Source organism: Stenotrophomonas maltophilia group sp. RNC7, from assembly GCF_030910085.1.
GTDB classification, from domain to species: domain Bacteria; phylum Pseudomonadota; class Gammaproteobacteria; order Xanthomonadales; family Xanthomonadaceae; genus Stenotrophomonas; species Stenotrophomonas sepilia.
Window position 1 is genome coordinate 1 of record NZ_JAVFVN010000918.1, and the last position, 18,708, is coordinate 18,708.

16 protein-coding genes are annotated in these 18,708 nt (G+C 66.2%); 9 read left to right on the top strand and 7 right to left on the bottom strand.

The window, feature by feature from the left end:
* Positions 1-304 precede the first annotated feature (304 nt).
* From RCF13_RS23505 to RCF13_RS23515, 3 genes are read left to right on the top strand one after another with little or no spacing between them, the layout of a single operon-like run.
* On the top strand, positions 305-934 hold the full coding sequence (locus tag RCF13_RS23505; RefSeq protein ID WP_061479862.1) for a superoxide dismutase: 630 nt from the start codon (positions 305-307) through the stop codon (positions 932-934).
* Positions 931-1,509, top strand: a complete 579-nt coding sequence (locus tag RCF13_RS23510) for a flavin reductase family protein (RefSeq protein ID WP_061479861.1) — start codon at positions 931-933, stop codon at positions 1,507-1,509. Before RCF13_RS23505 ends, RCF13_RS23510 begins: the two co-directional genes overlap by 4 nt.
* Complete coding sequence (locus tag RCF13_RS23515; RefSeq protein ID WP_134968373.1) at positions 1,506-1,841, top strand: tetratricopeptide repeat protein; 336 nt, start codon at positions 1,506-1,508, stop codon at positions 1,839-1,841. The genes RCF13_RS23510 and RCF13_RS23515 overlap by 4 nt, the downstream gene beginning before the upstream one ends.
* A 5-nt stretch (positions 1,842-1,846) precedes the next feature.
* Here the strand turns inward: RCF13_RS23515 and RCF13_RS23520 are convergent, their stop codons facing one another.
* Positions 1,847-2,995 (bottom strand): acyl-CoA desaturase, encoded by a 1,149-nt coding sequence (locus RCF13_RS23520; protein WP_134968374.1) that lies wholly within the window; start codon positions 2,993-2,995, stop codon positions 1,847-1,849.
* An 11-nt stretch (positions 2,996-3,006) separates the two neighbouring features.
* The gene (locus RCF13_RS23525) at positions 3,007-4,077 is read right to left on the bottom strand and encodes a ferredoxin reductase (RefSeq protein WP_181357872.1); all 1,071 of its coding nucleotides are present in this window, start codon (positions 4,075-4,077) and stop codon (positions 3,007-3,009) included.
* 92 nt (positions 4,078-4,169) lie between these two features.
* On the opposite strand from RCF13_RS23525, the gene fabR reads away from it, so the two are divergent.
* The 3 genes from fabR (at position 4,170) to RCF13_RS23540 (ending at position 7,801) form a co-directional block, all read left to right on the top strand.
* Positions 4,170-4,826, top strand: a complete 657-nt coding sequence (gene fabR, locus RCF13_RS23530) for an HTH-type transcriptional repressor FabR (RefSeq protein WP_061479857.1) — start codon at positions 4,170-4,172, stop codon at positions 4,824-4,826.
* Between the two features lie 277 nt (positions 4,827-5,103).
* Positions 5,104-7,263 carry a TonB-dependent receptor gene (locus RCF13_RS23535; protein WP_308141591.1) on the top strand — a complete coding sequence of 720 codons (2,160 nt, stop codon included), beginning with the start codon at positions 5,104-5,106 and terminating at the stop codon, positions 7,261-7,263.
* Complete coding sequence (locus RCF13_RS23540; protein ID WP_134968376.1) at positions 7,253-7,801, top strand: thioredoxin-like domain-containing protein; 549 nt, start codon at positions 7,253-7,255, stop codon at positions 7,799-7,801. Before RCF13_RS23535 ends, RCF13_RS23540 begins: the two co-directional genes overlap by 11 nt.
* Positions 7,802-7,879: 78 nt before the next feature.
* Here RCF13_RS23540 and mntR read toward each other — a convergent pair whose 3' ends face one another.
* The gene (mntR, locus tag RCF13_RS23545) at positions 7,880-8,344 is read right to left on the bottom strand and encodes a manganese-binding transcriptional regulator MntR (RefSeq protein ID WP_005416934.1); all 465 of its coding nucleotides are present in this window, start codon (positions 8,342-8,344) and stop codon (positions 7,880-7,882) included.
* Positions 8,345-8,460: 116 nt separating this feature from the next.
* Here mntR and RCF13_RS23550 point away from each other — a divergent pair, with 116 nt between their 5' ends.
* Positions 8,461-9,792: an Nramp family divalent metal transporter gene (locus RCF13_RS23550; protein WP_134968377.1), complete on the top strand. Its 1,332-nt coding sequence runs from the start codon at positions 8,461-8,463 to the stop codon at positions 9,790-9,792.
* A 118-nt stretch (positions 9,793-9,910) separates the two neighbouring features.
* Here the strand turns inward: RCF13_RS23550 and RCF13_RS23555 are convergent, their stop codons facing one another.
* From RCF13_RS23555 to RCF13_RS23570, 4 genes are all read right to left on the bottom strand, one after another.
* Positions 9,911-10,237, bottom strand: coding sequence for a thioredoxin family protein (locus tag RCF13_RS23555; protein WP_005409967.1), 327 nt, complete (start codon positions 10,235-10,237; stop codon positions 9,911-9,913).
* Positions 10,209-10,676: a flavodoxin gene (locus RCF13_RS23560; RefSeq protein ID WP_134968383.1), complete on the bottom strand. Its 468-nt coding sequence runs from the start codon at positions 10,674-10,676 to the stop codon at positions 10,209-10,211. Before RCF13_RS23560 ends, RCF13_RS23555 begins: the two co-directional genes overlap by 29 nt.
* A gap of 25 nt (positions 10,677-10,701) precedes the next feature.
* On the bottom strand, positions 10,702-11,742 hold the full coding sequence (locus RCF13_RS23565) for a ribonucleotide-diphosphate reductase subunit beta (RefSeq protein WP_061479853.1): 1,041 nt from the start codon (positions 11,740-11,742) through the stop codon (positions 10,702-10,704).
* Positions 11,743-11,852: 110 nt separating this feature from the next.
* Positions 11,853-14,216: a ribonucleoside-diphosphate reductase subunit alpha gene (locus tag RCF13_RS23570; RefSeq protein WP_134968378.1), complete on the bottom strand. Its 2,364-nt coding sequence runs from the start codon at positions 14,214-14,216 to the stop codon at positions 11,853-11,855.
* Between the two features lie 432 nt (positions 14,217-14,648).
* Here RCF13_RS23570 and RCF13_RS23575 point away from each other — a divergent pair, with 432 nt between their 5' ends.
* Both RCF13_RS23575 and RCF13_RS23580 read left to right on the top strand, forming a co-directional pair.
* A complete protein-coding gene (locus RCF13_RS23575) occupies positions 14,649-15,626 on the top strand; it encodes a zinc-binding dehydrogenase (protein ID WP_134968379.1) in 978 nt (325 codons plus the stop codon).
* A gap of 233 nt (positions 15,627-15,859) precedes the next feature.
* Positions 15,860-18,487 (top strand): TonB-dependent receptor, encoded by a 2,628-nt coding sequence (locus RCF13_RS23580; RefSeq protein ID WP_134968384.1) that lies wholly within the window; start codon positions 15,860-15,862, stop codon positions 18,485-18,487.
* Positions 18,488-18,708 lie beyond the last annotated feature (221 nt).

The following is an 18,708-nucleotide window of genomic DNA, read 5'->3' on the forward strand; positions in this document are numbered from 1 at the left end:
GGGCCCCCCGCCCCTTCCTTTCTTTTTTTGGGGGGGGGGGCTGCACAGACGGGGGGGTTTGTGTTTGCAAATGGGGGTTTTGTTTTGGGCGGCGGGGGGCCGGAAACCCTAGTTTTGGTTTGGGCGGCCCGGGGGCGCCACCCGCGCCGTTGGTTTTGGGCCGCCCTGCGCCCGCCACTACCATGCCGCTCTTGCTCCCTTTCACGCATTTCACCCCCCCGCCCCTTGACCTCAACCAATGTTGAGGTGCGATAACGATCTCCCCACGGCCAGCCCTCTGGCCTTCCCCACGGAGATTGCTTCGATGTCGTACTCGCTTCCCCCGCTCCCCTACGCCTATGACGCCCTCGAGCCGCACTTCGATGCGCGCACGATGGAGATCCACCACAGCAAGCACCACCAGACCTACGTCAACAACCTCAATGCCGCCATCGAGCAGGCCGGCATCGCCGAGCAACCGGTCGAGGCGCTGATCGCCAACCTCGATGCCGTGCCCGAGGCGCAGCGTGGCGCGGTGCGCAACAACGGCGGTGGCCACGCCAACCACAGCCTGTTCTGGACCGTGCTCTGCCCCAACGGTGGTGCACCCGATGATGAACTGGCCGCCGCCATCGACCGTGACCTTGGCGGCTTCGATGCCTTCAAGGATGCGTTCAGCAAGGCCGCGCAGACCCGCTTCGGCAGTGGCTGGGCCTGGCTGACCATCGATCGCGATGGTCGTCTGCAGGTGGAAAGCAGCGCCAACCAGGACAGCCCGCTGATGGGCGCAACGGTCGGCTTGTCCGGCAATACCCCGATCCTGGCGCTTGACGTCTGGGAACACGCCTACTACCTGCACTACCAGAACCGCCGCCCGGACTACATCGGCGCCTTCTTCAACATCATCAACTGGGCCGAGGTCGGCCGGCGCTACCGCCAGGCCCGGGCCTCATGAGCGGCGAGACACTGCCGTACGCCGGGCCGTGGGCCGGGGTGTTCCCCGCCCCGGCCCCGGTGCCATCGGTCGAGATGCCGCCGCGTGCCCTGCGGCGGCTGCTCGGCCATTTCCCGACCGGCGTGGCCATCGTCTGCGCGCGCGATGCACAGGGCAAGCCGGTCGGCCTGACCATCAACTCGTTCGTACCGGTCTCACTGCAGCCCCCCTTGGTGCTGTGGAACCTGGCGCTGCACGCACAGAGCCTGTCCACCTTCCAGCGCGCCACACGCTTTGCGCTCAGCGTGCTGGCTGCCGACCAGGAAGCACTGGCCCGGCGCTTCGCCGATCCGCAGGTGCGCAACCGCTTCGACGGCCTGGCATTGCTGGATGACGACGAGGACGCCCCACCGCGCATCGCCGGTGCGGTCGCCCATCTCACCTGTACCCGCCACGCGCAGTGGCCGGTAGGCGATCACCTGCTGCTGGCCGGCCGCATCATCGAAGTGCACGAGAACGGCGGCGCGCCGCTGCTGTTCCATCGCGGCCGCTTCCAGCCCGGCCCGGCCGAACTGCTGGTGGAGGTGCGCGGATGAACATCGAAGCTCTGGAATGCATGCTTGCCGCAGGCAAGGACGGCGCACTGCTGCGCTTCGGCCTGGGCAAGGGCTGGCTGGATGCCGGCAACCCGGTACGCGCGGCAACCCACCTGGGCCGCTGCGTGGTGCTTGATCCGCAGTACTCGGCAGCCTGGAAGCTGCTGGGCAAAGCCTGGCTGGCCAGTGGCCAGCCACAGGCGGCCCGTGAGGCATGGCAGCGCGGCTTGAGCGTGGCCGGCAGCAAGGGCGACCAGCAGGCATGCAAGGAAATGCAGGTGTTCCTGCGACGCCTGGACCGCGAGCAGGCCGCCCTGGCGAAGGCGGGCTGAGTCGATCAGCCCGCGTTGGCCGATGCCGGTGCGGACATGATGTCCGGCATCGGCAGGCGGCGCGGCTTGCTCGGGAATGCGTGGCGCAGGATGCGCCAGACCACCTGGCCGAACTGGCGCGGCAGCGAGCCGTTGTTGTAGTGCTGGCCGTAGCGGCGGCAGATGTCCTTCACTTCCTTGGCGATGGCCGCATAGCGGTTGGCCGGCAGATCCGGGTAGAAATGGTGCTCGATCTGGTGGCTGAGGTTGCCCGACAGCACGTTGATCAGGAAGCCACCGCTGATGTTGGACGAACCGCGCAGCTGGCGCAGGTACCAGTGGCCGCGCGACTCATTGCGCAGGCACTCCTTGGGGAAGGTTTCCGATTCGGCGGTGAAGTGCCCGCAGAAGATGATCACGTAGGTCCAGATGTTGCGCAGGCCGTTGGCGACCAGGTTGCCCAGCATCACGGTGAGGAAGAACGGACCCGCCAGCAGCGGGAAGAACACGTAGTCCTTCAGCACCTGGCGCAGCATCTTGCGCGCCACCGGGCGGGTCTGCAGCCACATCGCACGGGCACTCATGCGGCCCTTCAGCCAGCGGCCAAGGCGAAGGTCCTGCGCGGCCACGCCCCACTGGAACAGCAGTGCGAAGATCGGCGCGATGATCGGCTGCAGCAGGTAGAACGGCTTCCAGCGCTGTTCCGGGAAGATGCGCAGCAGGCCGTAGCCGATGTCATCGTCCATGCCACGCACATTGGTGTAGGTGTGGTGGCGGAAATTGTGAGTCTTGCGCCAGTTGTCGGCGGTGGCAACGATGTCCCACTCGTAGGTGTTGCCATTGAGCTTGGGATCACCGGTCCAGTCGAACTGGCCGTGCATCACGTTGTGGCCCAGCTCCATGTTCTCCAGGATCTTCGACAGCGCCAGCAGCAGCGTGCCGGTGATCGCGGCCGGCCACAGCAGCGGCATCCAGAACAGCGGCGAAAACGCCGCCAGGAACAGCAGGCCACGGCCACACACGCCGAACCAGCGCACGGCGGCGGCCACGCGGCGGATGTAGCGGGTATCGGAGGCGCCGAGGCTGCCGATCACACGGTCGCGGATCGCGTCGAGTTCCTCGCCGAAGGCATGCATCTCGGCAGTACTCAGGGCACGGTCGGTGGCGCGGGTCATGGCAGGCGTCCTCAGAGATCCAGGGTCAGGTCGGTGGTCGGTGCGCTCACGCAGATCCGTACCGGCTGTGCCGACTCGGACTGCAGGTCGCCGGTGCGCAGGTGGCGGGTGGCGCCACTGACGCGGTCACAGCTGCAGGTGTTGCAGATGCCCATGCGGCAGCCATGCTTGGGCTTGATGCCATGGGCTTCGAGGCTTTCCAGCAACGAGCGGCCGCGCGGCACGCTCAGCTGGCGGCCACTGCGGGCAAGGGTCAGCGACACTTCGCCTTCGCTGCTGGCATCACGCAACGGCGCCGGCGGAGTGAATGCTTCCGCCTGGAAACCCGCGACCTGGTGCGCCAGGCGTTCGCGCGCAGCGGCAACGAATCCATCCGGGCCACAGGCCAGCACGTGGCGCTGCGCCAACGGGGTGTCATCGCCGGCCACCTGCAGATCGTGGGAATCGATGCGTGCGGCAGGCACATCGCCTTCGCGGGTGGTCAGCAGGTGCACACGCAGGTTCGGCTGGCGCGCGGCCAGTGCCTGCAGCTCATCACGGAACTGCAGCTGGGCGGCACTGCGCTCCCAGTAGAACAGGTCCACCGGCGCGGCCAGCGGGCGCTGGCAGGCTTCGCGCAGCAGGCTGCGCATCGGCGTGATGCCACTACCGGCCGCCAGCAGCAATACCGGAGCCGCGGCCGACAGCTGGAATTCTCCGAACGCAGCCTCCAGGCGGAACAGCTCGCCCGGCTGCGCATGGTTGACCAGATGCTGGCTGACCCGGCCGCCCTCGACCGCCTTGACGGTGATCGCCAGTTCGCGCGGTCCCAGCGCAGTGGGGCTGTAGCTGCGCTGCCACAGGCGTCCTTCAATCTCCACGCCCAGGGTGACGTGCTGGCCCGCGCGCATGCCGGCCCAGTGCCGGTTGGTGCGCAGGACCAGGGTCGCCGCGCCCTCGCCGGCCGGCTCGCGCCGGACGAGGCGGGCCACCGGTTCACGCAGGGTCCACAGGGGATTGAGCTGGCCCGCCCAGAAATCGAACAGCGACGGCGAGACCCAGCGGTACGGAGAGAACAGGGATGGACGGACGACAGCGCTCATAGGCGCACTATACGGGCGCACATACACCTGTGTATACATGTGTATATTGAACCGGATTGGGTATGATTCAGCCTCGCCCCACCGGAACCGCCATGGCCGCCGCCACCGTCTTGTCGACGCCTGAAGATGCCAACAGCCCGGCCCGCCGTACGGTGAGCCGCGAGGATCTGCTGGCCGCCGCCCTGAAACTGATCGGGCCGCACCGCAGCCTGTCCACGCTCAGCCTGCGCGAAGTGGCACGCGAGGCCGGCATCGCGCCGAACAGCTTCTACCGGCAGTTCCGCGACATGGACGAACTGGCCGTAGCGCTGATCGACGCGGCCGGCCGCTCGCTGCGCACCATCATCGGCGAGGCCCGCCAACGCGCCACCTCCACCGCCACCAGCGTGGTGCGGGTCTCGGTGGAGACCTTCATGGAGCAGCTGCGCGCCGACGACAAGCTGCTGCACGTACTGCTGCGCGAAGGCGCGGTCGGCTCGGACGACTTCAAGCACGCGGTCGAACGCGAGCTGCATTATTTCGAGGAAGAGCTGCAGCACGACCTGGTGCGCCTGGCCGCACTGGATGGCGCCGTACTGCATGCCCCCGAACTGGTGGCCAAGGCCATCACCCGGCTGGTGTTCGCGATGGGTGCCACCGCCATGGACCTGCCGCCGGAGAAGGATCCGGAACTGGTCGATCAGATCTCCACGATGATCCGCATGATCATCGTCGGCGCACGTACCCCTGCCGCCTTCCGCCGCGGCTGACGATCCGCTCCCGGGGCGGATCCCTTTCCAAAGGAAAGGGCTCTGGCCCCGTCCCCACTGCCCCCACGACTATTCCATCCTCCGCCTATGACCACCGGCAGGGTGGTCGTTACCAGATGTGATGTTATAACACTTGCATGATCTGACTCGGCCGGCGCTCCGCCCGAAATTGCTGCGGCTTCGTTATATAGCACTTGCTATATTCATAAGTCATTGCTTTCATATGCGTCAGCCAGGTCGCCCTCGCCGCCTTTCTTCCTACAAGGACGACGCCCTCATGCACTCTATCCCCCACCGCTTCCGACGGTTGCCGCTGGCCGCCGCCATTGTCCTGACCCTGCCGCTGCCTGCAGTGGCCGACACTCCGAAACCGACCGAACTGGACCGTGTGCAGGTCAAGGTCAGCACCGCCACGCGCAGCGAACGCCTGCTGTCGGACGTGCCGATCCGCACCGAAGTGCTGCGCAAGGAAGACATCGCGCTGCGCGCGGCCACCGACTTCTCGCGCGCCGCCGAGTTGATCAACGGCCTGCGCGTGGAAAGCAACTGCCAGAACTGCAACACCAGCGAAGTACAGCTGCTGGGCCTGCCCGGCGCCTACAACCAGCTCCTCTTCGATGGCATTCCACTGCTGTCCACGCTGGGCAGCGTGTACGGTCTGGAGCAGATCCCGGCCGGGTTCGTCGACCGCATCGAAGTGGTCAAGGGCGGCGGCTCGGCGCTGTACGGACCGGGCGCGGTTGCCGGTGTGATCAACCTGATTCCGCCGCTGCCGGCGCGCAGCGGTGGCCATGTGCAGGCCGGCGTGGATGTGCTGAAGGGTACGCCGCAGAAGAACGCCGATGTTCGACTGGACCTGGTTGCCAAGGACGCAGACGCCGGGCTTTCGGTGATTGCCCAGCGCAACTGGAACAGCGGCATCGACTACAACGGTGACGGCTACACCGAGATCACCCGCAAGAACCTCAAGGTCGGCGGGCTGCAGGCCTGGTACGCGCCCACGCCGGGCACGCGGCTGCGCCTGGACCTGCAGGTGACTGATGAAACCCGGCGTGGCGGCAACCGCCTGGACCAGCCGGAATACCTGGCCAACATCGCCGAATCGCTGGATACGAAATACCGCCGCGGCAGCGTGTCGTGGGACCAGGAAATCAATCCCGACGTCGATTTCCGCCTGGCCTACGCCTTCGCCGACATTGACCGCGACAGCTTCTATGGCGGCCTGGGCGATGTGGTCACCGATCCCTCGGCGCCCGGCTATGACCCGTTGCAGCTGGACCGCAACGTGGCCGGCAGCGCGGCCTCGCGTTCGTGGCGCCAGTACGGCCGCACCCACAACCCGCTGCACTACATCGACAGCCAGTTGAACTGGCGGTTGGGAGCGCACGCGCTGGCCTTTGGCGTGCAGTACAAGCACGAGGCGCTGCGCGACGACAACCGCACCGGTGATGGGCAGCGTCTTGCGGTACTGGAGGATGCGACCTTCCACAACCTGGGCGCCTTCATCCAGGACGAGTGGAGCCTGCGCGACAACGTCGACCTGGTGCTGGGCGCACGCGTGGACAAGAGCTCGGAGCTGGACAACGCGGTGTTCTCGCCGCGCATCGCGCTGGCCTGGCAGGCTACTCCGAACCTGAAATGGCGCGCCGGCATCGCCACCGGCTTCCGTGCGCCGGAGATCTTCGTCGAGGATGTGCACGTCGATACGCTGGGCGGCGAACAGGTGCGCGTGCGCAACACGGACGGTCTGAAAGAAGAGCGCGCGTTGACCACCCTGTTCGGCTTCGACTGGCGCTCGGACCCGGCCACTCCGGTGTGGAGTTGGGATGCCACCGCCTCCTATGCACGCATCCGCGACACCTTCGCGCTGGGCGAGATCCAGCGCGGCGATGACGGACAACTGAGCCAGCTGCGCTACAACGCCTCCGGCTCCAACGTATTGGGTGCGGAAACCAACCTCGGCTGGCAACCGTCGCCGCAATGGCGCCTGACCGCCGGTGCCTCGTGGTACCGCTCGCGCTTCCGCGAACCGCAGCGCATCTTCGACGACACTGGCGACGGTGGCGATACCATCATCGAAAGCCGCGACTACCTGAAGACACCGCGCTGGACCGGCTTGGCGCAGCTCAGCTGGATGCCTGCCGAACCGTGGGAAACCTTCGTCGCGCTGCGCCATACCGGGCCGATGTCGGTGCTGAACAACCGGCTGGGCGAGCTGCACCGCACACGTTCTTTCCTGATCACCGATCTTGGTGCGCGCTGGCACCGCCATCTGGGCACGCAGGCGCAGCAGGAAGTGTCGGTAGCCGCTGGCGTCAAGAACGTGTTCGATCAGCGCCAGAAGGATCTGGAAGTGGGCGCGCTGCGTGACAGCGACTATGTCTACGGGCCGCGCTTTGCACGTTCGTGGTACGTCAACCTGGGCTATGCGTTCTGAAGCTCTGCGAGCGTTGTTGCTGGCCTGTGCCATGCTGCTGGCCGCACCGGCGATGGCTGGGGACCTGCACGCGCAGGTTTCGGCCTCGCTGATGCGGCCGGAGCAGCGATCGCTACGGCCGATGCAGTGGTCGTCGCCGCCGAAACTGGTGGCGCTGTACTTCGGCGCCGACTGGTGTGCACCGTGCCATGCCTTCGTACCCACGCTGCGCAGCGTGCGTGATGCCCTGCGCCAAGCCGGCGCCGATACCGAAGTGGTGTACGTCAGCCAGGATGAGAGCGAGAGCGCGCTTCGCCGCTACATGCACGCGCAGGACATGCCGTGGCCGGTACTGGACCCGCGCCGCGCCGCGCGCATGCCGGCACTGCAGGCATTGGCCGGATTGGCACCACCGAACCTGGTGCTGATCGATACGGATGGGAAGGTGCTGGCCAACGGATGGCAGGGCCGGCGCTATGAAGGCCTGCAGCCGGTGTTGAAGGAATGGACGAAACGCGCGTGCGCGCAGCAGCAGGCGCGCTGCCCATCCGGATTGTAGATCCACGCCATGCGTGGATGCTCCCTGTCATCGCGCGAACAGCAGCCGAGCATGGCTCGGCTCTGCAGGAAATGTGGCTCAGCCGCCCTCGGCCCTGCGCACGAATGCCTCGAACAGCGCCAGTGTCTGTTCGCTGACATGGTGCTCGATGCCCTCCGCATCGCGCCGCGCGGTATCTGCGTCCACGCCCAGCGCCAGCAGGAAACGCTCCACGGTCTGGTGGCGCTGGCGGCTGGCATGGGCCAGCGCCTCACCTTCCGGGGTCAGGAACACGCCACGGTACGGCCGCTGCACCACCCAACCATCACGGGCCAGGCGCCGCAGCATCTTCGCCACCGTAGGCTGGGCCACGCCCAGACGCGTCGCGATGTCGACCTGGCGGGCCTCGCCGCCGTCGGCCAGCAGGTCCGAGATCAGCTCGACATAGTCCTCCACCAGCTCCATCCGGTGCGCCTCGCGCACTTGCCGGAAGCTCTCGACCTGGCGCTCGGCCTCGATCAAGGGGGTGCTCTTCAGCGATGTCGAATCGTCGGTCTTGCCCACGCCTGCGCCTGTCCTTCCGGGGTGATCCGGTGTTGAACCTGAATTCTGGACCAGTAAAGCGATAAAGACGATTGTTTCACATTGCTAATGACTATAGCAGGAGCTATATTCGGGCCATGAACACCCTGGCGCCCCGCGACCCTTCGGCCTCCACTCCGGCCAGCCTGGGCGCGCTCAACGCCTCGGTGGCGGTACCCGACAAGGGTCACTGGTGGTTCCGCCTGCTGGCCTTCCTCGGCCCGGGCTACATGATCTCGGTCGGCTACATGGACCCGGGCAACTGGGCCACCGACCTGGCCGGTGGTTCGCGCTTCGGCTACCTGCTGCTGTCGGTCATCCTCATTTCCAACCTGATGGCGGTGATCCTGCAGGCGCTGTCGGCACGGCTCGGCATCGCCACCGGCATGGACCTCGCGCAGGCCTGCCGCGCCCGCTACCCGAAGCCGGTGAACCTGGCACTTTGGGGGCTGTGCGAGGCGGCGATCATCGCCTGCGACCTGGCCGAGGTGATTGGCACCGCGATCGCGCTGAAGCTGCTGTTCGACCTGCCACTGCTCTGGGGCGCGGTGATCACTGCGCTGGATACGCTGCTGGTTCTGCTGCTGATGAACCGCGGCTTCCGTGCACTGGAAGCCTTCGTGATCGCGCTGCTGATGGTGATCTTCGCCTGCTTCGTGGTGCAGATCGCGATGGCTGCCCCGCCAGTGATGGCGGTGCTGGGCGGATTCATTCCGCGCGCACAGGTGGTGACCGATCCGAACGCGCTGTACATTGCGATCGGCATCATCGGTGCCACGGTGATGCCGCATAACCTGTACCTGCATTCGTCCATCGTGCAGACCCGCGCCTACCCGCGCACGGATGAAGGCCGCCGCAGCGCACTGCGCTGGGCAGTCACCGACAGCACCCTTGCGTTGACGCTCGCATTGTTCATCAACGCCAGCATCCTGATCCTGGCGGCGGCGGTGTTCCATGCCAATGGCCGATTCGACGTGGAAGACATCGAGCAGGCGCACCAGCTGCTGGCGCCAATGCTCGGCGTGGGCGCGGCGGCGACCCTGTTCGCGGTGGCGCTGCTGGCGTCGGGCCTGAATTCGACAGTCACTGCGACGCTGGCCGGCCAGATCGTGATGGAAGGCTTCCTGCACCTGCGAATGCCGCCGTGGCTGCGACGGCTGATCACACGTGCGCTGGCGATCATTCCGGTGGTGGTGGTGATCCTGCTGTTCGGCGACCAGGGCGCAGTGAAGCTGCTGGTACTGAGCCAGGTGGTGCTGTCGATGCAGCTGCCATTCGCGATCATCCCGCTGGTACGGATCGTGACCGACAAGGTGACGATGGGCGCGCTGGTGGCCCCGCGCTGGCTGGGCGCGATCGCCTGGGTGATCGCGCTGGTGATCGTGGTGCTGAATGTGAAGCTGCTGGTGGATACCTTCAGCGGAGCCTGACGCCAAACCACGGACCCTGCCCCGGTAGATCCACGCCATGCGTGGATGCCCTTGTAGAGTCGAGCCATGCTCGACTCATCGCTCACCGCGCGAACGGCAGCCGAGCATGGGCTCGGCTCTACAGATGCAACGCGATCGCGGCCTCGATCTGCTGCGGCGACTGGAACCCGGCCAGGCGCGTGCGTTCGTCGCCGTCACGGAACAGAGACAGCGTCGGCGTCTGCCGCAGCCCCAACTCCCTGAAGAACGCCTCACCCAGCACCTCCAGCTGCACGCGCAGCAACGTGGTGCCCTGCCCCGCTACGCTGTTGGCCACCCGGTGCAGCGACATCTCCAGCATCCGGCATCCCGGGCATTGGTCCTTGTGGAAATCCACCAGCACCCGCGGGTGCTCGGCCAGCAGCTGCTGGAACTGCTCAGGCGTGGTGGCGTCGATGATCTGCATCGTGGTTGCTCCAGTAGTGGGCCAGGATCGCATCGGTCCAGGCGTCGATGGCTGCGGCGTGACGCTCGCCATGCGGCATCTGTTCGATCTCCAGCGGCGGATAGTCGCTGCGGAAATAGCGGATCAGCCGGTGCACGGCGCCGCAGTAGTACGCCTGCCCCCACTGCGTTTCACCGGTGCCGAACACCGCCAGCTGGCGTGGCTGCTGACCGCGCTCGGCAATGCCGGCCACCCACGCCTTCATCTCCGCTGGCGTGCGCCCGGCATTGTCGGTCCAGCAGCCCAGCAGCACCAGGTCGGCCTCATCGGCCGCCAGCGGCGGTGCCTGGCGCAGGTCGTCGGCCTCCTGCCAGTACACCGCATGACCGGCAACGCGGCAGCGTTCGGCAATCTGCCGGCCGAGTTCGCGGGTGTTGCCGCTCAAGGAGGCGACCACCATCAGGATGCTCAGCACGGCGCCAGGCTCAGAGATCGTCGAAGCCGTTGTCGACGTTGGTCTTCTTGTAACTTGCATTGCGCATCTCGAAGAAGTCGGTCTTGGTCTCGGTGAAGTTGTCGGCGTAGGCCTTGATCCACGGCATCACGTTGTCGGTGGTGTCGCTGTACAGGCGCTCGATGCCGAGCATGCCGGCCATCTTGTTGGCGCGGTACTTCACGTAGCGCACCATCTCGTCCACGTCGATGCCATCGATGCCATCCAGAACCTCCGACGACCACTGCGTCTCCAGCTCGATGGCATGTTCGAATGACTGGTGTACATAGGCGGTCAACTCATTGGTCTGCAGCTCGGGGTTTTCACCGATGATGGCGCGGATCAGCTCGCTGATGAACTTGGTATGCGCCAGCTCGTCGCGATTGATGAAGCTGATGATCTTGCCGGTGCCGTTCATGCGGTTCTGCCGCACCATGTTGTAGAAGTACGCAAACCCGGAATAGAAGTTGATGCCCTCCAGGATCGAGGACTGGATCAACGACTTGAGCAGGGTCTCGGCGGTCTTCTCGCGCATGAAGTCGTCATACGCGCCCATGATCGGGGCATTGCGCTTGATGATGGTCGGGTGGGTGCGGGCGATCTCGAAGATCCGGTTCTGGTTCGGCAGGTCGGTGATCGAGGCCAGTACGTAGCTGTAGCTCTCGTTATGGATCACTTCCTGCTGGCCGATGATCGCCGCGTTGGCATGCGCGGCCGGATCAGTGATGTACTCGGCCACGTTGTAGATGAAGCGCGTCTGCGGTGAATCCAGCGTGGCCAGCAGGCCGATGATCGAGTCGTAAGCGTTCTTCTCGCGCCCGGACAGCTCTCCGTACTGGCGCGCATCCAGCTTCATGTCCACTTCGTCGGGAATCCAGAAGTTGGTCGACAGCTCCTTGTAGGCCCGATAGAACGACGGGTACGGGATATCGTTCCAGTTGAGGATGCCGCTGGTCTGGCCGTTGATGATGCCGGTGCTGCGGTTGGGATGGCGTGGTTCGAGTATCTTGATGCGATCGAGGGGGGTTGCCATGGTCGTCTGCCTTCGTGTTACGTGCGTTGCGGATGTAGAGCCGAGCCCGCGCTCGGCTGCTCTTCGCGTCTGAGCCGAGCGCGGGCTCGGCTCTACAGCGGTCGCGGCGGTCAGCTTGAACACCACTCGCATTCGCTGATGTCGATGTCGTTGGAGCGCACGTAGTAGGTGGTCTTCAGCCCTTCGCGCCAGGCGCTCAGATGCAGCTCCAGCAGCGTGCTGGCGCGGATGGTGCTGGGCACGTACAGGTTGAAACTGATCGACTGGTCGACATGGCGCTGGCGGCGCGCGTTCTGGCGCACGCTGGCGAACTGATCGACCTTGTAGGCGCCCTTCTCGTAGTACGGCCAGGTCTCCAGCGACAGACCCGGCGCCGCCACCGGCCGCCGGAAGTCCTTCTTTTCCTCGTAGTAGAACGCGCTGTAGATCGGGTCGATGGAGGCCGTGGAGCCTGCAATCTGCGCGGTGCTCATGTTCGGCGCAACTGCAAGCAGCCAACCGTTGCGCAGGCCATGCGTGGCGACTTCGCGGGCCAGGCTGTCCCAGGCCGCGCCGCTGTAGCCCCGGTCACGGAAGTAGCGTCCGTTGTGCCAATCGCTGCCGGCGAACATGGGGTAGCTGCCCTTCTCCCGCGCCAGTTGCGCGCTGGCCTGGATGGTCAGGAAGTTGATGCGTTCGTAGAGACGGTCGGCCAATGCTTCGGCATCCGGAGATTCCCACTGGATCGCCTGCTGCGCCAGCAGGTGGTGCCAACCGAACGTGCCCAGGCCGATGGCACGGTACTTGTGGTTGGTGATCGTGGCCTGCGGCACCGGCAACGCGTTGAGGTCGATCACGTTGTCGAGCATGCGCACCTGGATCGGGATCAGGCGCTCCAGCACATCGGTGGCCAGCAGGTCATCAGGTGCACTGATCGCCCGGCCGAGGTTGATCGAGGACAGGTTGCAGACCACGAAGTCACCGGCACGGCGCGTGGTGACGATCTGGTCGCCGCTGACGATCTCCTGGATCATCCGCGTCGGGCTCATGTTCTGCAGGATCTCGGTGCACAGGTTGCTGGAATAGATCATGCCCGCGTGCTTGTTCGGGTTCCTGCGATTGACCTCGTCGCGGTAGAACAGGAACGGGTTGCCGGTCTCCAGCTGGCTGAGCATGATCCGCTTGAACAGATCGATGGCCTTCACCGTTCGGCGGCTGATGCGCTCATCGGCCACCAGCTCGGCATAGCGGTCGCGGAAGCTGCCCGAACCGCGCTTCTCATCGTAGAAGTCCTGCAGGTACCAGCCCTTGGCCTGCTTCACCTCGTGCGGGTCGAACAGGTACCAGTCGGCGCGGCGTTCGACCGCTTCCATGAACAGGTCGGGCACGCACACCGAGGTGAACACATCGTGCGCGCGCAGGCGCTGGTCACCGTTGTTGAGGCGCAGGTCCATGAAGGCTTCGATGTCGCGGTGCCAGATGTCCAGGTATACCGCCACCGCGCCCTTGCGCTGGCCAAGCTGATCAACCGACACCGCCGTGTTGTTGAGCTGCTTGATCCACGGCACCACGCCACCGGAGGAATTGGCCACGCCGCGGATCGGCGCGCCGCTGCTGCGCACGTAGCCCAGGTAGGCGCCAACACCGCCGCCGTGCTTGGACACGCGCGCGATATCGGTGTTGGAGTCATAGATGCCCTGCAGGCTGTCGTCCACCGTGTCGATGAAGCAGCTGGACAGCTGGCCGCCCACCTTGCCGGCGTTGGCCAGGGTCGGCGTAGCCACCGTCATGTACAGGTTGGACAGCGCCCAGTACGCCTCGCCGACCAGCTGCATGCGGCGTTCGCGCGGCTTTTCCTCCTGCATCAGGTACAGCGCAATTGTCAGCCAGCGCTCCTGCGGCAGTTCGTAGACCTCGCGGCTGCGGTCGCTGGCCAGATAGCGCGTGGCCAGCAGGTACAGGCCGTTGTAGGTGAACAGGCGGTCGCGCTCCGGATCGATCATCTCACCGGCCTGCTGCAGCTCTTCCTTGGAATAGCAGCGCAGGATGTCGTTGCTGTAGATGCCACGATCGGCGAGGCTTTCCTGCAGGCCCACGTAGGAGCCGTACTTCAGGCTGGCATCGTAGAAGCGGTTGCGGCTGGCACGCTTGTACAGGCGGCGCAGGTAGATGCGCGCGGCGAACTGTTCCCACTCGGGCGCGACCAGGTCCACCCGCGATTCGGCCTCGCGGATCAACAGATCGACCAGGTCATCGGCGCTGATGCTGGGCTTGCGCTCGACCATTGCCTGCACCACGCGGCGGTAGTCGCTCACATCCAGCTGCGGGAACTCGGCATGCACGGCATCGATGCTGCGCTGCAGGCGCTCGGCCTCGAACGGCAGGCGGCGGTTGCCGGCCTCCTTGGTGATCCAGGTCGGCACGCGCTCGCCACCGGCGCGCAAGGCGTCGCCAGCGCCGGCCAGATCGGCCGCGCGGAAGGTACTGTCGGTCATGGTGGTGAAACTCCAGGCTCGCACGCGCTTTGGCGGTCGATGCCATGGCGGCCCTGGACGCGATACCGGCGCACGGGGCAAACGGGTGGATTGCCAGGGTGCGGGAACGGAGGTCGTCGGCATCTGCCTGCGCCTGCGGCCGGTATCCGGGCCGTGGGGGGCGACCTGCGTCCGCACGATGGCGGCCGCGTCGACACGGCAAGCCTTCAGGGGCGGGCCGCGGGACGTTTGCTGCATGTCCGGCGGCGGCGGCTGACCGGGAGTGACGGCCACAACATAGTGGGGATGACGCGCACCGTCAACACAAGATGCGGTAATCGCGACATGCCGCGACGATCAGTCGCAGGATGCCGTGTTGCAGCGGCGACGCCTTGTCGACATGCCCTGCGTCCCCAGTTCGGTACAACATCCACTTTTCCCGGAACACCGCCCATGCGCGCTGCCCAGTACTCCTCCTTCGGCAACCCGGCCGACGTCCTCGCCATTGCCGATGCCGCCCTGCCCGAGCCCGCTCCCGGCGAGGTGCGCATCCGCACCGTGCTGGCCTCGATCCACAACCACGACCTGCTGACCGTGCGCGGCCTCTACGGCTACAAGCCGACCCTGCCGGCGATCGGTGGCAGTGAAGCGCTGGGCGTGGTCGATGCACTCGGCGATGGCGTGGATGGCCTGCAGATCGGCCAGCGGGTTGCCGCCGCCTCGGTGCACGGTACCTGGGCCGAAGCGTTCATTGCACCGGCACGCATGGTGATTCCGATGCCGGAGGCGATCCCGGACGAGATGGCCGCACAGCTGATCGCCATGCCGCTGAGCGCGCTGATGCTGCTGGAGTTCCTGCACGTCGAAGCAGGCCAGTGGATCGTGCAGAACACCGCCAACGGCGCGGTCGGCAAGTCGCTGGCGATGTTGGCAAAGGCGCGTGGCGTGCATGTGGCCAACCTGGTGCGCAACGCCGCTGCCGTGGCGCAGTTGCAGGCGCTGGGCATCGATCATGTGTTCGACACCTCGTTGGACGGCTGGAAGGATCGCGTGCGTGAAGCGACCGGCGAAGCACAGGCCGCGGCCGCGGTGGATTCCATCGGCGGCGACGCCAGTGGCGATCTGGTCGACCTGCTCGGCCACCACGGCACGCTGGTGTCGTTCGGTGTGATGAGTGGCGAGCCGATGCACATTCCTGCCGGCGGCCTGATCTACAAGGAGGCCACGGTGAAGGGCTTCTGGGGCAGCAAGGTCAGCCAGGCGATGGCGGTGGAGGACAAGCGCCGGCTGGTGAGCGAACTGCTGAAGCGTGCTGCTGGCGGCGAGCTGACGCTGCCGGTGGAGCAGATCTTCGCGCTGGACGACGTCGCCCAGGCAGCGAAGGTCGCAGGAGGCTCGGGCCGCAACGGCAAGGTGCTGCTGCGGCCGTGATGGGCTGGCATTGCCTTCTGTAGAGCCGAGCCATGCTCGGCTGCTTTCCGGTCAGTGTGTGGAGCCGAGCGTAGGCTCGGCTCTACAGGGGCGTGCGGACCAACGGTCCGCACCCACCGAGCCGGTTCGTTAAGAACCTGTGCTGTATAACTGAATGCGCTTTCGTCATTGGAAGGCGCATGTACCTGCGTGCGGTACTGACGGCTCCTCCCCCGTTTGGCGTTGTCGCTTCCATGTACCGCACCACCCTGAACCTGCTAGCCGGCGCCATTGCGCTGAGCCTCACCGCCGGCGCTGCCGGCGCCGCTGAATCGGCCGATACCGGCAAGGACAGCACCACTCTCGGCACCGTGCTGGTGACCGGCTCCAACATCAAGCGCAGTGATACCGCCGGGCCGAACCCGGTGCAGATCGTCAGCCGCGAACAGATCGAGCAGACCGGCCGCTCCACCCTTACCGACGTACTGCGCAACCTGTCGGCCAATGCCGGCAACAGCTTCGACGAGCAGTACACCGGCAGCTTCGCCGCCGGCTCGGCCTCGATCGGCCTGCGTGGCCTGTCGCCGAAGAACACACTGGTGCTGGTCAACGGCTACCGCGTGTCCAACTTCGGCTTCGCGCTCAATACCCAGGACACGTTCGTCGACCTCAACGCGCTGCCGATCAGCGCAGTCGAGCGCATCGAAGTGCTCAAGGATGGTGCTTCGGCGGTGTATGGCTCCGATGCCATCGCAGGTGTCATCAACATCATCCTGCGCAGGAACTTCCAGGGCGTGGAAGTGGGTGGCGGCTTCGGTACCGCCACCCAGGGCGGCCTGGACGAACGCAAGGCCAACCTGTTGGCCGGCTTCGGCGACCTGGAGCAGCAGGGCTGGAACGTGCTGTTCGGCTTGGACCTGCTCAAGCGTGATCGCCTCGACGCCGACCAGCGCGCCTATACCCGCAGCGGCGATTTCCGCGACAAGCCCGGCGGACGCCTGGCCGGCTGGTCCACCGCCGGTGGCAACTGGCTGTCCAACCCACGCGCACCTCAGCCGTTCGCCAACTGCCCCGACGGCAGCCAGCTGCGCCCGTACAGCGACTTCGGCAGTACCCTGCCCGGCCAGGCCTGCGCCTTCAATGCGCAGCCGTTCAAGACCCTGCAGCCCGGCGCCGAGCGCCTGCAGGCCTCGTTGAGTGCAACCTACCGCTTCAATGACAGCGTCGAAGCGTTCGCCGATGTGCTGTACAGCCACAACAAGGCCGACCAGATCTTCAGCGCGCCGCTGACCGTCGGCCCCGGCCTGCGCGCGTACAACCCGGCCACCGGCACGCTGATCGACGTGCCGGCGGCGCTGCCGGTCGGCCACCCGAACAACCAGGGCAGCACGCCGCTGCCGTTCGAGTACACCTTCTTCGATCTCGGCCCGCGCCTGAAGGACAACACCCAAGTGTTCTACCGCGCCCTGGCCGGCGTGCGCGGCAGTGGCGAGCGCTGGGACTGGGAAGTGGCGGCGCTGACCTCGCAGAGTGCACAGCGCGAATACGTCGACAACTTCGTCAACCGCTACGCGTTCGAGCAGATCCTGCGCGATGGCAGCTACAACTTCCTCGATCCGTCCAGCTCGCCGGGCGCGCTGGATGCCCTGCGCCTGCAGACCAAGCGTCCGGGCTGGTATAAGCTGCATTCGTTGAACCTGAAGGCCTCGACCTCGCTGTGGGAGATGCCGGCCGGTGCGGTGGGCTTCGCCTGGGGTGCAGAGTTCCGCAAGGAATCACTGGATGCGCGCACCAGCGCGCAGGTGCTGTCGGGCACCGAACTGCGCCCGGCCATCAACGTGGTGAACGGCGAGCGCCAGGTCAGTGCCGCCTACGCCGAACTGAGCGTGCCGCTGCATCGCACGCTGGAACTGCAGGTGGCCGGCCGTGGCGACCACTACGACGACTTCGGCGAGGCGTTCTCGCCGAAGGTGGCGCTTCGCTGGCAGCCGCTGGACAGCCTGCTGCTGCGCGGCTCGTTCTCGCGCGGCTTCCGTGCACCGTCGCTGCCGGAAATCGCACCCGGCCAGACCGTCAGCTATGGCTCGGTGATCGATCCGCTGGATCCGCTGCAGCCCGGCGGCAGCCGTGGCGTCACCAACATCCGCACCGGCAATCCGGACCTGAAGGCCGAACGCTCGCGCAACTTCAACCTGGGTGCGGTGTGGTCGCCGGATGGCGATACCAGCATCGGCCTGGACTGGTACCGCATCGAGCAGGACAACCTGGTCAAGCCGGACAGCGCGCAGTTCATCGTCGACAACCCGACACTGTTCCCCGGTCGCGTGCAACGTGATGCGCAGGGACGCATCCAGTTCATCACCAACCAGTACGCCAACCAGGGCGAACTGACCACTTCAGGGCTGGACCTGGAAGCCAATCGCACCTTCCGCACCGACGGCTGGGGCAACTTCACCGTGGCCGGCAGCTGGACCCACCTGCTCAGCTTCAAGCAGCCGCTGGTAGCCGGCCAGGCACCGTACGAAGGCGCCGGCAACAACCGCCACGGCGCGCTGCCTCGCACCCGCGGCACCACCTCATTGAACTGGGCGGTGGGCGACTGGAGCAGCACGCTGAGCCTGCAGTACGTGAGCGGCTACGACCAGCGCGTGGCGACGGCGACCAGCAACCCGGGCCTGAGCGACCGCGTCAAGCCGTACCACCAGCTGGACCTGTACGTGGCGTACGAAGGCATTGCCAACACCACGCTGTCGCTGTCGGTGCTGAACCTGACCGACAAGGACCCGCCGTTCGACCCGGCTGGCGGTTCCAACGGTTTCGACATTAGCCAGTACAACCTGCGCGGGCAGTTCGTCTCGCTGGGCGCGCGCTACCGGTTCTGACAGGCCACCTGTAGAGGGGGGCCCCACCGGGGGGGGGGGGGGGGCCCAAGGAACCCCCGCCCGGGGGGGCGGGGTCCCGGGGGCCCCCACCACCCGTGATCCCCCGCCCCCTGGGGGGCATCGCGGGGCCCCCCGCGCCGCCGCGATGGGCCTCGCCTCTACAGGTGGCCTGTCAGAACCGGTAGCGCGCGCCCAGCGAGACGAACTGCCCGCGCAGGTTG

Excerpts from the sequence above, each read along its gene's own strand:
- RCF13_RS23505 (WP_061479862.1), top strand. The coding sequence starts at position 305 with ATGTCGTACTCGCTTCCCCCGCTCCCCTACGCCTATGACGCCCTCGAG.
- RCF13_RS23510 (WP_061479861.1), top strand. The coding sequence starts at position 931 with ATGAGCGGCGAGACACTGCCGTACGCCGGGCCGTGGGCCGGGGTGTTC.
- RCF13_RS23515 (WP_134968373.1), top strand. The coding sequence starts at position 1,506 with ATGAACATCGAAGCTCTGGAATGCATGCTTGCCGCAGGCAAGGACGGC.
- RCF13_RS23520 (WP_134968374.1), bottom strand. The coding sequence starts at position 2,995 with ATGACCCGCGCCACCGACCGTGCCCTGAGTACTGCCGAGATGCATGCC.
- RCF13_RS23525 (WP_181357872.1), bottom strand. The coding sequence starts at position 4,077 with ATGAGCGCTGTCGTCCGTCCATCCCTGTTCTCTCCGTACCGCTGGGTC.
- fabR (WP_061479857.1), top strand. The coding sequence starts at position 4,170 with ATGGCCGCCGCCACCGTCTTGTCGACGCCTGAAGATGCCAACAGCCCG.
- RCF13_RS23535 (WP_308141591.1), top strand. The coding sequence starts at position 5,104 with ATGCACTCTATCCCCCACCGCTTCCGACGGTTGCCGCTGGCCGCCGCC.
- RCF13_RS23540 (WP_134968376.1), top strand. The coding sequence starts at position 7,253 with ATGCGTTCTGAAGCTCTGCGAGCGTTGTTGCTGGCCTGTGCCATGCTG.
- RCF13_RS23550 (WP_134968377.1), top strand. The coding sequence starts at position 8,461 with ATGAACACCCTGGCGCCCCGCGACCCTTCGGCCTCCACTCCGGCCAGC.
- RCF13_RS23555 (WP_005409967.1), bottom strand. The coding sequence starts at position 10,237 with ATGCAGATCATCGACGCCACCACGCCTGAGCAGTTCCAGCAGCTGCTG.
- RCF13_RS23560 (WP_134968383.1), bottom strand. The coding sequence starts at position 10,676 with ATGGTGGTCGCCTCCTTGAGCGGCAACACCCGCGAACTCGGCCGGCAG.
- RCF13_RS23565 (WP_061479853.1), bottom strand. The coding sequence starts at position 11,742 with ATGGCAACCCCCCTCGATCGCATCAAGATACTCGAACCACGCCATCCC.
- RCF13_RS23570 (WP_134968378.1), bottom strand. The coding sequence starts at position 14,216 with ATGACCGACAGTACCTTCCGCGCGGCCGATCTGGCCGGCGCTGGCGAC.
- RCF13_RS23575 (WP_134968379.1), top strand. The coding sequence starts at position 14,649 with ATGCGCGCTGCCCAGTACTCCTCCTTCGGCAACCCGGCCGACGTCCTC.
- RCF13_RS23580 (WP_134968384.1), top strand. The coding sequence starts at position 15,860 with ATGTACCGCACCACCCTGAACCTGCTAGCCGGCGCCATTGCGCTGAGC.